The 12,276-nt window shown below is 64.6% G+C and carries 15 protein-coding genes; 9 read left to right on the top strand and 6 right to left on the bottom strand.

The genetic code is table 11. The features are described 5' to 3' along the window. Positions 1-37: 37 nt before the first annotated feature. Both CFOUR_RS02300 and CFOUR_RS02295 read left to right on the top strand, forming a co-directional pair. The gene (locus tag CFOUR_RS02300) at positions 38-1,180 is read left to right on the top strand and encodes a TRIC cation channel family protein (RefSeq protein ID WP_179154828.1); all 1,143 of its coding nucleotides are present in this window, start codon (positions 38-40) and stop codon (positions 1,178-1,180) included. Next, complete coding sequence (locus tag CFOUR_RS02295) at positions 1,181-2,431, top strand: D-alanyl-D-alanine carboxypeptidase family protein (RefSeq protein WP_230471815.1); 1,251 nt, start codon at positions 1,181-1,183, stop codon at positions 2,429-2,431. Here CFOUR_RS02295 and CFOUR_RS02290 read toward each other — a convergent pair. After that, positions 2,391-3,485, bottom strand: coding sequence for a YhjD/YihY/BrkB family envelope integrity protein (locus CFOUR_RS02290; protein ID WP_085957695.1), 1,095 nt, complete (start codon positions 3,483-3,485; stop codon positions 2,391-2,393). The two genes, CFOUR_RS02295 and CFOUR_RS02290, sit on opposite strands and share 41 nt — an antisense overlap. 157 nt (positions 3,486-3,642) lie before the next feature. On the opposite strand from CFOUR_RS02290, the gene cmtR reads away from it, so the two are divergent. Continuing rightward, complete coding sequence (cmtR, locus tag CFOUR_RS02285) at positions 3,643-4,002, top strand: Cd(II)/Pb(II)-sensing metalloregulatory transcriptional regulator CmtR (protein ID WP_034662574.1); 360 nt, start codon at positions 3,643-3,645, stop codon at positions 4,000-4,002. Next, positions 3,999-5,891 (top strand): heavy metal translocating P-type ATPase, encoded by a 1,893-nt coding sequence (locus CFOUR_RS02280; RefSeq protein ID WP_290179818.1) that lies wholly within the window; start codon positions 3,999-4,001, stop codon positions 5,889-5,891. The genes cmtR and CFOUR_RS02280 overlap by 4 nt, the downstream gene beginning before the upstream one ends. Before the next feature lie 39 nt (positions 5,892-5,930). Here the strand turns inward: CFOUR_RS02280 and trpS are convergent, their stop codons facing one another. Next, positions 5,931-6,941, bottom strand: coding sequence for a tryptophan--tRNA ligase (gene trpS / locus CFOUR_RS02275; RefSeq protein ID WP_085957693.1), 1,011 nt, complete (start codon positions 6,939-6,941; stop codon positions 5,931-5,933). Between the two features lie 83 nt (positions 6,942-7,024). Here trpS and CFOUR_RS02270 point away from each other — a divergent pair, with 83 nt between their 5' ends. The 5 genes from CFOUR_RS02270 (at position 7,025) to CFOUR_RS02250 (ending at position 9,517) form a co-directional block, all read left to right on the top strand. After that, positions 7,025-7,438 (top strand): hypothetical protein, encoded by a 414-nt coding sequence (locus CFOUR_RS02270; RefSeq protein WP_143339012.1) that lies wholly within the window; start codon positions 7,025-7,027, stop codon positions 7,436-7,438. Beyond that, positions 7,435-7,596, top strand: a complete 162-nt coding sequence (locus tag CFOUR_RS02265; protein ID WP_101494221.1) for an RNA helicase — start codon at positions 7,435-7,437, stop codon at positions 7,594-7,596. Before CFOUR_RS02270 ends, CFOUR_RS02265 begins: the two co-directional genes overlap by 4 nt. Positions 7,597-7,803: 207 nt before the next feature. Further along, a complete protein-coding gene (locus CFOUR_RS02260; protein ID WP_070614319.1) occupies positions 7,804-8,157 on the top strand; it encodes a GntR family transcriptional regulator in 354 nt (117 codons plus the stop codon). Then, positions 8,154-8,837 (top strand): ATP-binding cassette domain-containing protein, encoded by a 684-nt coding sequence (locus tag CFOUR_RS02255; RefSeq protein WP_085957691.1) that lies wholly within the window; start codon positions 8,154-8,156, stop codon positions 8,835-8,837. The genes CFOUR_RS02260 and CFOUR_RS02255 overlap by 4 nt, the downstream gene beginning before the upstream one ends. Next, positions 8,834-9,517: a hypothetical protein gene (locus CFOUR_RS02250; protein WP_085957690.1), complete on the top strand. Its 684-nt coding sequence runs from the start codon at positions 8,834-8,836 to the stop codon at positions 9,515-9,517. Before CFOUR_RS02255 ends, CFOUR_RS02250 begins: the two co-directional genes overlap by 4 nt. A gap of 18 nt (positions 9,518-9,535) precedes the next feature. Here CFOUR_RS02250 and bsaP read toward each other — a convergent pair whose 3' ends face one another. The 4 genes from bsaP to CFOUR_RS02230 all read right to left on the bottom strand — a co-directional run bounded on the left by bsaP (position 9,536) and on the right by CFOUR_RS02230 (position 12,268). After that, positions 9,536-9,739 (bottom strand): biotin synthase auxiliary protein BsaP, encoded by a 204-nt coding sequence (gene bsaP / locus CFOUR_RS02245; RefSeq protein ID WP_179154827.1) that lies wholly within the window; start codon positions 9,737-9,739, stop codon positions 9,536-9,538. 14 nt (positions 9,740-9,753) lie between these two features. Beyond that, entirely contained in the window at positions 9,754-10,815 is a 1,062-nt protein-coding gene (gene bioB, locus CFOUR_RS02240; RefSeq protein WP_085957689.1) for a biotin synthase BioB, read from the bottom strand. Positions 10,816-10,908: 93 nt separating this feature from the next. Further along, positions 10,909-11,349 (bottom strand): hypothetical protein, encoded by a 441-nt coding sequence (locus CFOUR_RS02235; protein ID WP_143339011.1) that lies wholly within the window; start codon positions 11,347-11,349, stop codon positions 10,909-10,911. A gap of 4 nt (positions 11,350-11,353) precedes the next feature. Continuing rightward, positions 11,354-12,268 carry an exodeoxyribonuclease III gene (locus CFOUR_RS02230; protein ID WP_085957687.1) on the bottom strand — a complete coding sequence of 305 codons (915 nt, stop codon included), beginning with the start codon at positions 12,266-12,268 and terminating at the stop codon, positions 11,354-11,356. Positions 12,269-12,276 lie beyond the last annotated feature (8 nt).

Below are 12,276 nucleotides of genomic sequence, written 5' to 3'. Positions count from 1 at the left end.
GTGCCCGGCAAACATGCCACCTTTACAATTCGCAACTATGGCAGTGGACCAGGTCGACCCGCTCATCAGCTCCATCTATCACTGGATGGACATCTCGGGTGTGTTGCTGATGGGCATCATCGGCGGCACCCTGGCCCGCCAACTCGGCTACGACATCGTCGGGTTTCTCTTCATCGCCATGCTCTCCGCCCTCGGCGGCGGCATGTTGCGCGACGTGCTGATCAACCAGGGCACCGTCGCGGCGATGAGTCAGCCTGAGTACCTCGTCTTGGCGTTTACCGGCGCGTTGATCGCCCGGTTCACCTTCTTCAAAGGCCGCGCCTGGGAAATCTTGCAATCCCACGGCGACGCACTCGTTTCCGCGCTGTGGGCCTCCACCGGCGCATCCAAGGCCATCCAGTACGGCCTGCCCATCTTGCCCACCATCATGATGGGCGTATTCACCGCCACCGGCGGCGGCATGATCCGCGACGTGGTCACCGGCCGCGAGCCCAGCGTCTTCGGTGGCAACCAGCCCACCGTCATCCCGGCGGTGGCCTGCGCCGTGATCACCCTGCTGGGCAACGCCACCGGATTCCTCGCGCTCGGCATGGTGCTGGGCCCAGTTGTGAGTTTCGCACTGTTCCTCTTCGGCTACTGGGGCAACTGGCGCGTCTCCACGGATTCGGAGTTCGCCCCGGTCAACACCACCGTCAACGCAACTGCAACCCAGGTGGTGCATCTGGCGCGCAAGGCGGAGAATAAGTCCCGTGCCGTGGCGCGCGAGCTGGAGCCGACCCGAGTGCGCTCGTGGCGCCACCGCCAGATGGAAAAGGCGCTGCAGCGGCGCATCGAGGAAGAGATCCGCAAGGGCAAGCGCCCTGCAGAAGCGTTCAGCGATGCCGATGATTTCCTTACCGAATTCACCACCCAGTTCCCCGCCATCGACGCGGAGGTGCTGGCAGAAGCAGTGGGCACAACAGCACCCGAGGCCGCGGATCAGGCGGAGGACGAGAGCCTTTTCGACGGCATCGGTGTGGACCTCACCGGCGATTCCTACGAGGATGAGGCTGCAGAGCCGGATCCGGCAGAAACGGAGGCGATGAACGCCGACATGCTGGATATCATTCTCTCCGACGAAGCACTGACCGACGAGTTGATCGAGCGGCTGGCGGCCCGCTACGACCAGAAGGAGTCCTAGATGAAGCGCACGGCACTCGCGGCGATCGGTCTGAGCGTGTGCATGGCCGCGCCGGCACTCGGCCAGGATGCCGAGACTCCGACAGAGACCACCACCGGCGGTCCCACTGTCGGCTACTACAACGACGCCGGCGAATGGATCCCTCCCAGCCGCGGCCGCGCCCCCGACACCGACAACTGCCCGCAGGCGACCTGGCCGCCTGAGCCAGTGTCCACCTCCGAGCGCGCCGCGTCGGCCCCCGACCCGCTGCCTGTGCTTTACGACGGACCTTGCGGTGTCACCGCCGCCGAGGGCTACACCGTCCCGGACGGTGTCGTGGCCTCCTCCTGGCTCGTCGCCGACCTGGACTCCGGCGAAGTGGTGGCCATGAAGGACCCACACGGGCGCTACCGGCCCGCCTCCATCATCAAAGTGCTGCTGGCGCTGACCGTGATCGACGAGCTGCCGCTGGAGCAGAAGGTCGAAGTCTCCGCCGAGTCCGCAGGCCAGGAAGGCTCCGCCGCCGGCATCGGCGAAGGGGGCGACTACACCGTCGAAGACCTGCTCACCGGCCTGCTACTGTCCTCCGGCAACGACTGCGCCCATGCGCTCGCCCAGGCGCTCGGCGGCGACGAACTCACGTTGGGAAAGATCAACGCCTTGGCGCAGAAGCTGGGGATGAATGACACCCGCGCCACCTCCTATTCCGGGCTCGACACCCCGGGCATGTCCACCTCCGCCTGGGACATGGGCCTGGCCTACTCCGCTGCGTTTGCGAACCCGACGTTTGCGCGCATCGTAGACACGGAGCACTACACTTTCCCCGGCTTCGATGACCTGCCGCCCTTCGAGCTGTGGAACGACAACCACCTCTACCTCAACGACCCGGACGGCATCGGTGGAAAAACCGGCTACACCGACGACGCGAACCACACCTTCGTCGGCGCCGTCAACCACGAGGGCCGCCGCCTCGTGGCCGTCGTGCTCGACACCGCCGCCTACGACCACCGCCCCTGGGAACAGGCGCAGATGCTTCTACACGAGGCGTATGGGGTGCGAAGCTCCGTCGCCAAGCTTGAGGCTATAGCCGCGGAGACCACTCCCGCCCCGACAACGACTGAGGCCGCCCCCACCCCCGCGCCTGAGGCTGGGGAGGAGACGGCCTGGAACCGCTGGTGGTCCTATGTGATTGTGGCGGCAGTGCTGGCGCTTGCCGCGCTGTGCGCTGCTTTTAGTCTCGGGACAGCAGAGAAGCCACGCCGACGCCGATAGCGCCCAGCGCCGCGCCCACACCGAGCGCCTTGCCGGTGGCATTGGACTCTTCCCTGCTGCGCACCGCCCCCGCGCGCACGTTGATCACGGCCGGCTCCGGCACCTCCGCCGGCGCCATGGCCAACGACTCCTCCGTGGTGGCGGTCCACGCCGCGACGTAGAGCACCACGCGCCAGATCAGGTACAGCATGACCATCAAGGTGATGATCGGGCCAAAGATCGCACCCGCCGGGTTGCCGGTGGCAGAAGAGATAACCAGGCCGGCGAACTGCTGCAGAACAGCAAAGATAACGGCGCCGAGCAACGCGCCCTTGAGCCCCGACTTCGCCGGGACCTTCGTGCGCGGCATGTACATGTTCACCCACAGCATGACCAGGAAGCTGGCCAGCACGCTGACGAGAAAACCCACGACCCAAACCACGAAACGAGCGCCGGGGAAATCGCCGACGCCGAGGCGCTCCATCGCGGTACTGGTCCAGCTGGACAGGCCCACCGCGGTCACGCCCGCCGCGACGACGAACAGGATGATCAGCACGATCAGGCCGAGCAGGTCGGCGAGCTTTTTGGTGACGAAGTTGCCGCCTTCGTTCGCGTCCACCTTCCACATTGCGGACACTCCGACGCGCAGGTTGTTCATCCAGCCAAGGCCGGACCACAAGGTGGTGAGCAAACCGATGCCGGCGACGGCGCCGCGCTGGTCGATAGCCGCGTTGACCAACTCGGTGAGCATCTCACCTAAGTCCCCGTCAACGGCGGAGGTGATCTGGTCCTCGATGTCCTGGATCAGATCCGGGCGGGCGCTCAAGAAAAAGCCGAGGCCCGCAAACAGGAGCATCAGCAGCGGAAACAGCGCCAGCACCGAGAAGTACGTGATGCCGGCGGCCATCTGGTTGCCGCCCTGGGCGCCGAAACGGTCGTTCATGCGCAGCAGATGGCCAGCGGCGGGAGACTTCTTCTCCACCTTCGCCTCAAAGCCGCCCTGCTGCTGCTTCGAGGCGCGCTCAATGCCGTGTTCGTCGGTGTACGCCTTGCGCGGCGATGTCGAGGTAGCCATCGACGTCCCTTCAAATATGTGTCATTTACCCAACACATCGTAGAGGAGGCCGTGCGATGGCGGGGCGGGGCCGGGGCAGGGTGGCGACAGACTCTTCGAGCACCGCGTCAGTTCAGTCAACTTTGTATAGTTCAGTTCTTGCTGTACCGTTCAGTACATGCTGACTATTGCTTCACGCCTCGACGTCATGAACCGGCTCGGCCGGGCCATGGCGGATCCGACGCGTTCCAGAATCCTGATGACACTACTCGACGGCCCGAGCTACCCGGCCGTGCTTTCGCGCGACCTGGACCTGACCCGCTCGAACGTCTCGAACCACCTGACCTGTCTGCGTGACTGCGGCATCGTCGTAGCCGAGCCGGAGGGCCGCAAGACACGCTACGAAATCGCCGATCCGCACCTCGCGGCAGCGCTCAACGCGCTGGTGAACGCGACGTTGGCTGTCGACGAAAACGCCCCGTGCATCGACCCTGAGTGCTCAGTGCCCGGCTGCGGCGAGAAGGGAGCGGATGCATGAGCTCGGCGTGTGGATGCGAACACGAACCCGCCACGGAGATCGAAGAGCTCGATCGGCCATGGTGGAAAGACCCCGAGTTGCTACTGCCGATCTTCTCCGGCATAGCCCTCTGCATAGGCCTAGCGCTGGACTGGTCCGGGCTAGAGACACCCGCGACAGTACTGTTCTGGGTCGGCCTGCTGCTAGGGGCGTATACGTTCGCGCCCGGCGCGATCCGGAACCTTGTCACGAAACGCAAGCTCGGCATTGGTTTGCTGATGACGATCAGCGCGGTCGGCGCGGTAATCCTCGGTTACGTCGGAGAGGCCGCGGCGCTAGCGTTCCTGTACTCGATCGCCGAGGCACTGGAAGACAAGGCGATGGATCGGGCGCAGGGCGGACTGCGGGCACTGTTGAAGTTGGTACCGCAAACCGCGACGGTGCTGCGCGACGGCACGTCGGTCGAGGTCGCAGCGAAGGACCTCGTGGCTGGTGAACTGATGCTCGTGCGCCCCGGAGAGCGGATCGCCACGGACGGCATCATTCGGTCTGGGCGCTCCAGCCTTGACACCTCAGCGATCACCGGAGAATCGATTCCGGAGGAGGTTGCGCCCGGCGACGAGGTGCCCGCGGGAGCGATCAACTCCGCCGGTGTGCTGGAAGTCGAGACGACCGCAGCTGGAACGGACAACTCACTAACCACACTCGTGGACCTGGTCGAGCAGGCGCAGGCGGAAAAGGGCGACCGCGCCCGGATCGCCGACCGGATTGCCCAACCCCTAGTGCCCGGGGTGATGATCCTGGCGGTGCTAGTCGGCGTGATCGGCTCGCTGCTGGGCGACCCCGAGACGTGGATCACCCGTGCGTTGGTGGTTCTGGTCGCAGCGTCGCCGTGCGCGCTGGCAATCTCCGTGCCGCTGACGGTCGTGGCCGCGATCGGCGCGGCCAGCCAGTTCGGCGTGGTCATCAAGTCCGGCGCGGCGTTCGAGCGGCTCGGCGGCATCCGTCACCTGGCGGTGGACAAGACCGGAACCCTCACCCGCAACCAGCCCGAGGTTACGGGCGTGGTCCCAGCAGACGGGTTTGATCGGGCGCAGGTGCTTACTTTTGCGGCGGCAGTTGAGCGGCAATCGACGCACCCCCTCGCCGCGGCGATCGCGGCAGCGGGGCCCGAAGCGCCCGCCGCCCTGGACATCAGCGAGGAAGCCGGGCATGGCATCGGCGGCACCGTCGAAGGTCGACGGGTGCTGGTGGGCAGCCCCCGGTGGATCGACGCCGGGCCACTGAAGGCAGACGTTGAGCGCATGGAGTCCGAGGGCCAGACCTGCGTCCTGGTCACCGTCGATGACACCCTCGCCGGAGCGATCGGGGTCCGCGACGAGCTGCGGCCCGAGGTTCCCGAAGCCGTGCAGACCCTGCGCTCCAAAGACGTGGAAGTGAGCATGCTCACCGGCGACAACACTCGCACCGCCCGGGCGCTGGCTGAAATCGCCGGAATCGACGACGTGCGCGCTGAGCTGCGCCCTGAGGACAAGGCAAGCATCGTCGCCGAATTCTCCTCCAAGACACCGACGGCGATGATCGGCGACGGCATCAACGACGCGCCGGCACTGGCGGGCGCGACGGTGGGCATAGCGATGGGAGCGACCGGCTCTGACGCCGCAATCGATTCCGCTGACGTCGCCTTCACCGGCCACGACCTCCGACTGATCCCGCAGGCGCTGCAGCACGCCCGCCGAGGCAGCAGGATCATCAACCAGAACATCGTGCTGTCCCTGGCCATCATCATCGTGTTGATGCCGCTTGCGATCAGCGGCGTGCTAGGCCTGGCAGCCGTCGTGTTGGTTCACGAGGTCGCTGAAGTCATCGTCATCTTGAACGGTCTGCGGGCTGCGCGAGCCAAGCGCTGAGGCTACACCGGATGCGGCCCCCGGCCCCGCCGCGAGCCCCTAGCGCTTCGGGGGGAGGAACCCGACCTTGTCATACACGTCGGCCAACAGCGGGGCCGCGACCTCGCGGGCGCGTTCGGCACCGCGGGCCAGGATGGTCTCGAGCTCACCGCGGTCGGACATCAGCTCGTCGTAGCGGGCGCGAAGCGGCGTGGTGAACGCTTCGAGTGCTTCTGCGGTGTCGACCTTGAGTGCGCCGTAGCCCTGGCCCTCGTAGCCGGCGACGAGGTCTTCGATAGGCTTGCCAGTCAGCTCCGACTGGATGACCAGCAGGTTGGACACGCCCGGCTTGTTCTCCTTGTCGTAGGCGATCACGCCGTCGTTGTCGGTGACGGCGGAGCGGATGCGCTTTGCAGACGTCTTCGGCGCGTCCAGCAGGTTCACAATGCCCTTCGGGTTCGCACCCGACTTGGACATTTTGGAGGTGGGATCCTGCAGGTCGTAGATCTTCGCCGCGCCCTCAACGATCATGCCCTCCGGCACGGTGAAGGTCTTGCCGTAGCGGGAGTTGAAGCGCTCCGCGAGGTTGCGGGTCAGCTCCAGGTGCTGGCGCTGATCCTCCCCCACCGGCACCAGCTGCGGGGAGTACAGGAGAATGTCCGCGGCCATGAGCACCGGGTAGGTGAACAGCCCCACGGAGGTGCGGTCCTGGCCCTGCTTGGCGGACTTGTCCTTGAACTGCGTCATGCGGCTCGCCTCGCCGAAGCCGGTCAGGCACTGCAGCACCCACGTCAGCTCGGCGTGCTCGGGCACGTGCGACTGCACGAACAAGGTGGAGCGCTCCGGGTCGATGCCCAGCGCGATCAGCTGCGCGCAGCCGGCGAGCGTGCGGTTTCTCAGTTCTTCCGGATCCTGGTCCACGGTAATCGCGTGCAGGTCCGGGATGAAGTAGAAGGCGTCGTAGCCGTCCTGCAGGTCAATCCACTGCTTCAGCGCCCCGAGGTAGTTACCCAGGTGGTAGGAGTCGGCAGTGGGCTGGATTCCGGAAAGCACGCGTTGCATGGGGTTCATAGTAGTGGTCCGGTGCGGGGAGGGAACCGGTGGCGGTGCGGGCGCGTCTAACTCTTTAATGCCGTCCACAGAAGGAGTACACGTTGGCTCTTACAAAATCAGACAGACCTTGGTTGCTTACAGCGCTCGCAGTTGCTGTTTCTCTCGGATTTGCTGTCAGTAATGCAACACGTTCGGCCGAAGAAGCCTGGATGGTGCTCGACTTCGCGTCTCGCATCATCGGGCCTCTTGGAGCTGCTTGCATTGCTTGGCTCGGGGTTTCGCAAACACTCGATAATTCGCAAAAGCTGGACCGCGTTAAGGAGTGGCACACGATGCTTCGCTGGGCGACTGACATGTGCAACGCCTCGAGCGAGCGTGAAGTTGAGGCGGGGATTGCTATTCTCGATTCCATCGACAGGCAGTCGGAAATCCCTGCCGACCAGCACGAGGTAATCGACGCGATCTTGACCGCCGTGTTCCGAAATCCCAACACGCCTTTTGAGGAGCAGCGATGACAGCCCGATCCAAAGCTAGAGAAATTCAGTCTCCGAAGCCGGAGTTTTCCCGGAGCCAGATCGCCGCGGCCAAGCTCATCGTGAAGCGCGATAAAGAAGGAAAAGGCAAGGTTCCCATTACGCCGGACATTCTCCGCGCAGCATCCTTCGACCTCTAGCCATGCGCATCACCGTTCTCCAGGCGGCACTTCTCGCCTGCACTGTCTCGGCGCTCCCCTAATGTCGCAGTTCAGTGGGCCACACCCGGCCAACAGCTAATAGAAATCGTCTCTGCCCAGTAGCTTTCGCGATCCAACCGGGTTCACCCAACGCTTCGTGAAAAAGAGGGTTGACGCGCCGGGCTTTCCAGTTCTATAGTTACCCACATGAGTGGTAAACCCATATATCTACAGATAGCAGATGAGTTACGTGACCTCATCGGCGCAGGCACCCTCGCCCCCGGCGACCGGGTGCCGTCCACCAACGAGCTCTCCGCCTACCACTCTGTCAACCCCACCACCTCCGCCAAAGCGCTCACCGAACTGTTCAACGAGGGTCTGCTGGAGAAACGCCGCGGGCTCGGCATGTTCGTCCTGGAGAGTGCGCGTGAGCAAGTGTTACGTACGCGTCGCGAAGCATTCGCCCGCGATTTTGTCCAACCGTTTGTACATGAGGCCAACCAACTCGGCATCACTACCGAGGAGCTGACGGCAATGATCGAAAAGGAGCGCGCCCAATGAATCCCGGCTTCTACGCGCTGGTCGGCCCGAACGCCGCCGGTAAAACTCACTACCTCCACACGCTCATGAGCCCGCAGGCCGCGTTCGTCCCGGCTGGTGCGGACACCAAGTTTGCAGGCACGACCGTGGACGATCACCTGCGCGCAGTCGCAGCGATCTACCCGCACGTAGACCTAGACTTTCCCAACGCCCGCATCAGAGATCTCTCCGTTGGGCAGCGCCGCCTACTCACCATTGAGGTGGCCCTAGCCATCGGCAAAGACCTGTTGCTTCTCGACGAGCCGTTTGATGGCATCGACACCACCACCCGCAAACAGGTCCGCCAGAGACTGATCGACTACATCGCGGAGAACCCGCAGCGCAGCGTAGTGATGGCATCGCATCGCCCGGAGGACTTCGTAGGTCTCGCCACCCATGTCATCCAAGTGTTTGATCGGGTGGTTTCGCGCCCAGTCCCACTCGACGACGCCCGCCTGTGCTTTCCAACGGTCACCGGCCCCACCGCCGAGATCAAAGACCTTATCGCCCGCTTCCCCGTCGCCGAGACAGCGAGTCTCGGGCCCACGACACGCGCGACGTTCGCCGAACCTATCGGCGAGGCCGATGTCGACCTGCCCATCGAGTATCCGGACGATGCCAAACTCATTGACTTCCTCGCGACGGAAAGGCCCGAACGATGAAACTCTTCCTCAGCCCCTTCAAACCACTGTCCTACCTGGCAACACTGGCCGTTTTGCTGGTCCTAGTCCCGCTGGGCCGTTTCTACCAGGGCGATGGCTCCCTCTGGACCGTCTTCGGAGGCTTCGCACTGACCGTCCTATTCATCCTGGCAGGTGCGCAGTGGAGTGCGTTGAACCAGCTCGGCGCAAGCTTTACTACGTGGATGAACTCAGCCACACTCACATCCATCGTGGCGGCAGTGGCGCTGGGCGTCCCCACCGCGGCATCCTCGATCTACAACCAGTTCAAGAGCCCGTACTACCAAGCCTATGACCTGTTCCTCTTCACCAACGGCGCAGACGTGCCCTGGGTGGACACTAACGGCGCCCCCTACATCATGGCGAACGCCGGGCAAGACACCTCGTCAATGGCGTGGACGGTGCTGCTCCACATCGCGTTCTTCTTCGTTGCTGCCATCGTGGGGGTTGCGCTCGGCTTGGTCTACGCCTCCTTCGGCGCGGGGCGCGGTCTCATTACCGCATTTGCCACGTTCCTCATCGCGGTCGCGTTGTACTGGGCTACTGAGTCCCATGTAGACGATTGGTACACCGCCGCCGTCGGTGGCGTAAGCGCCGCATGCTTGGTCACACTCGCCGTCAGCGCGGTGGCGTTTCGCAACACGAGGCGCTTCGTGCGCTAGCAGCCACTCCCGCCCCTGCTACTTCTCCACCCACTCGGAGCGCAGCAGGCCGTGGCGGGAGCAGGCCGCCTCCCACGCCATCGGCGAAATTTTCACCACCATGCGCCGGCCACACAGCGGGCAGATGCGCGGCGCGTCGTAGGGGCGGGCCGGGTCGAGCGGCCAGGCGATTTCGCCGGACAAAACGGCATCGGCGAGATCGGTGTTGTCGGGAATCTTCATGCGCGGGGAGATTTCTAGAGCGACTTGATGGTGTCGTAGAGCACGCCGTGGCCGGAGTTCTGCTTCTCGCCCACCGGGGTGATGCCCAGGTTCACACCCGGAGTCGCGCCTTCCATCACGCGGTCCACCGCGTCGCGGTCCTTTTCCATCGGGCGGCCGAACGTGGTCAGGTAGTTGCCGCCGATGATCGCGTTGGCGCCGCCCATGAGACCGGCTTCGGTACCGTCGTCGCCAAGCGCGAGCTCGGTGCCGCCGGCGAAGCGCAGCTGGGTGGACGGCATGGCCAGACGGAATGCGGCCACTGCGCGCAGCGCCTCGCCCTGCGGAACCAGCGGACGGTCCGCGAACGGGGTGCCCGGGCGGGGGTCGAGGAAGTTCATCGGCACCTCGTGCGGCTGGATTTCCGCGAGCTGGACGGCGAACTCTGCGCGCTGCTCGATGCTCTCGCCCAGACCGATGATGCCGCCGCAGCAGGTTTCCATACCCTCTGCCAGCACATTTTCCAGGGTGTCCTTGCGCTCCTGCCAGGTGTGTGTGGTGACCACGTTGGGAAAGAAGCTCTCGGCGGTTTCGAAGTTGTGGTTGTAGCGCGACACGCCCATCTTGGCCAGCTGGCGCGCCTGGTCGCGGGTGAGGATGCCCAGGGACGCGGAAATGGAGATGTCCACCTCATCCTGGATGGCGGTGACGGCTTCGGCGACCTGGTCCAGCAGCTGCTGGGTCGGACCCTTGACCGCGGCGACGATGCAGAACTCGGAAGCGCCCATCTTCTCGGACTGCTTCGCGGCCTCCACCAGCTCGTTGATGTCCAAGGTCACGGAGCGCACCGGGGACTCGAACAGGCCGGACTGGGAGCAGAAGTGGCAGTCCTCGGGGCAGCCGCCGGTTTTCAGGGAGATGATGCCCTCCAGGGAGACGTCCACGCCGCAGTGCTTGATGCGCACTTGGTGGGCGAGGTCCAGCAGCTCCGGCAGGCGCTCGTCTTCAATGTTGAGGATCTGGACGAGCTCGTCCTTGTTCAGGCCCTCGCCGTTTTCCAGGGCCTTTTCGCGTGCGATCTCGAGGATGTCAGTCATGTTGCTGCACTCCGTTCTTGGTGGTTCACGTCACAAGCGTGTGTCAGTGTAGCGCGTCCTTGAACGGTGTTCAGTGATTTGGCCCCGAAGTTTTTATTGCACCGGCGAGCTGCTCAAATCCTGCGCCGCCGTACCGTGCACGCCCTGCAGCACCCACTTGTCGCCCTCAAGTTGGAAGTCGATCTGCTCGTTGGTCACCTCGCGGATACCCTCGCGGTCGCCCTTGCACAGATCGACCTCGTCGCGCTTGTAGGCCTCCGGGAGAATCACGCTGTCGAAGCGCTGCTGCACCATCCAATTCTCGTCGTCGCGGGGCTCTTCCAGAACGTTTCTGCCGAAGACGTCCGCCACCGCAGCGTCGTCCGAAGTGCACACGATGAACAGGCTCTTCGCGGCCGGGTACGCCTCCGCGAGATCGACCGTTGCGGCGTCGGAATCACCACCCAGCGCCTTATCCAGCGTCAGATCGTCCGACGCGCACGCCGCCAGTAACATGACCGGCGCCACAATCAGTCCAATCGCTGCCTTCTTCACACAATCAACGGTACTCCACCACGAGCGGCGAATGATCGGACCACCGCTGCTCCACCGCGGGAGCCTTGTCCACCCACGTGCGCTCGGCGCGCTCGAGCATGTTGGCGGTGGCCGCCTGCACGTCAATGCGCCAACCGGCGTCATTGTTGAAGGCCTGGCCGCGGAAGGTCCACCAGGTGTACGGCGCGTCCTGCGGCTGCAGCCTGCGCGCCACGTCGAACCACTGCGGGGAGCTGTTTGCTTGGCGACGCCCTCCGGTCGCATACTCCACCGCCCCAGCCCACACCGGGTCGGCCTTCTGCTCGACGTCCTGCGCTTCTTCGTCCGGGAAGCAGCCGAACACCGCGTCCATGAATGCACGCTCGTGCGGCAGGAAGCCGGACTTCTTGCGGTTCGTCTTCCAATTTTTCAGGTCCTCGCGGCGGTGGCAGATGTTCCAATCGCCGCCGATGACCATGTCGGGGTATTCGCCGGCCCATTGCTCCAGCAGCGGCTCGAACTCGTCGAGGAAGCGGTACTTCTCGTCCTGCTTGGCCGTGCCGGCAGAGCCGGAGGGCAGGTAGAGGGAACCGACGCGGGTGCCGCCGGGCAGGGTGGCGGCGATGAAGCGGCCGGCGTCTTCGAAGGAGGGGATGCCGAAGGCGACGTCGTCAAGCGGCGTGCGCGAAAGAATGCCCACACCCGCGCGTCCCTTCGCCCCAGGGGTCTCCGCGGGGGCGACGGCAAGGTGCCACCCCTGCTCGAGCGCGGGCGCCAACGCGGCGCGAGCCTGATCGGCGGTGGCGCGAACCTCCTGCATAAGCACCACATCGGCCGGCGTTTGTGTCAGCCAGGCGAGCATGCCCGGATTGTCCTCGTTGCGGATTTTGGTGGCGGCGCGGATGCCGTTGACGTTGACCGACGCGATTGTGAGACTCATGTGTGACG

This window comes from Corynebacterium fournieri (genome assembly GCF_030408775.1).
In the GTDB taxonomy this organism is placed as follows: Bacteria; Actinomycetota; Actinomycetes; order Mycobacteriales; family Mycobacteriaceae; genus Corynebacterium; species Corynebacterium fournieri.
This window is presented reverse-complemented; position numbering and strand designations above follow the sequence as displayed.

What these genes read in the sequence shown, in the direction of transcription:
- CFOUR_RS02300 (WP_179154828.1), top strand. Translation starts at nt 38, where the DNA reads ATGGCAGTGGACCAGGTCGACCCGCTCATCAGCTCCATCTATCACTGG.
- CFOUR_RS02295 (WP_230471815.1), top strand. Translation starts at nt 1,181, where the DNA reads ATGAAGCGCACGGCACTCGCGGCGATCGGTCTGAGCGTGTGCATGGCC.
- CFOUR_RS02290 (WP_085957695.1), bottom strand. Translation starts at nt 3,485, where the DNA reads ATGGCTACCTCGACATCGCCGCGCAAGGCGTACACCGACGAACACGGC.
- cmtR (WP_034662574.1), top strand. Translation starts at nt 3,643, where the DNA reads ATGCTGACTATTGCTTCACGCCTCGACGTCATGAACCGGCTCGGCCGG.
- CFOUR_RS02280 (WP_290179818.1), top strand. Translation starts at nt 3,999, where the DNA reads ATGAGCTCGGCGTGTGGATGCGAACACGAACCCGCCACGGAGATCGAA.
- trpS (WP_085957693.1), bottom strand. Translation starts at nt 6,941, where the DNA reads ATGAACCCCATGCAACGCGTGCTTTCCGGAATCCAGCCCACTGCCGAC.
- CFOUR_RS02265 (WP_101494221.1), top strand. Translation starts at nt 7,435, where the DNA reads ATGACAGCCCGATCCAAAGCTAGAGAAATTCAGTCTCCGAAGCCGGAG.
- CFOUR_RS02260 (WP_070614319.1), top strand. Translation starts at nt 7,804, where the DNA reads ATGAGTGGTAAACCCATATATCTACAGATAGCAGATGAGTTACGTGAC.
- CFOUR_RS02255 (WP_085957691.1), top strand. Translation starts at nt 8,154, where the DNA reads ATGAATCCCGGCTTCTACGCGCTGGTCGGCCCGAACGCCGCCGGTAAA.
- CFOUR_RS02250 (WP_085957690.1), top strand. Translation starts at nt 8,834, where the DNA reads ATGAAACTCTTCCTCAGCCCCTTCAAACCACTGTCCTACCTGGCAACA.
- bsaP (WP_179154827.1), bottom strand. Translation starts at nt 9,739, where the DNA reads ATGAAGATTCCCGACAACACCGATCTCGCCGATGCCGTTTTGTCCGGC.
- bioB (WP_085957689.1), bottom strand. Translation starts at nt 10,815, where the DNA reads ATGACTGACATCCTCGAGATCGCACGCGAAAAGGCCCTGGAAAACGGC.
- CFOUR_RS02230 (WP_085957687.1), bottom strand. Translation starts at nt 12,268, where the DNA reads ATGAGTCTCACAATCGCGTCGGTCAACGTCAACGGCATCCGCGCCGCC.